Source organism: Methylobacterium sp. E-005 (assembly GCF_022829725.1).
GTDB lineage: Bacteria > Pseudomonadota > Alphaproteobacteria > Rhizobiales > Beijerinckiaceae > Methylobacterium.
In genome coordinates this window covers 1-283 of record NZ_JAKSYG010000182.1, presented here as the reverse complement: position 1 = coordinate 283, position 283 = coordinate 1, and the positions used below count along the sequence as shown (strand labels likewise).

The 283-nt window shown below is 64.0% G+C and carries 1 pseudogene; it reads left to right on the top strand.

The features are described from left to right. Positions 1-245, top strand: a pseudogene (locus MKK88_RS20490) (hypothetical protein); the annotation flags it as partial. Between the last annotated feature and the right edge of the window lie 38 nt (positions 246-283).

Below are 283 nucleotides of genomic sequence, written 5' to 3'. Positions count from 1 at the left end.
ACATCAAGACGTCGGGCGCGCGCAGCCGGTCCGAGCTGGAGGAGGCGTGCCGGATTTCGCTCCGGAGCCTCCTGGGCGACGCCGCGGTGCCGGATCAGATCGCCGTCCTGATGCCGATCGGCCTCGACCGCTGGCCGCGGGGTGAAGCAGCCCGTTGTTATCATTGGCGAAATCGAATAGGGAGCGGGGTCCCCGTCGGCGCCGATCGGGACCCCGCTTATAGACAGAAAAAACGTTCGTTTTAGAGGATGTTACCGTCTTTTAGAGGAGGGTCCCGGTTCGG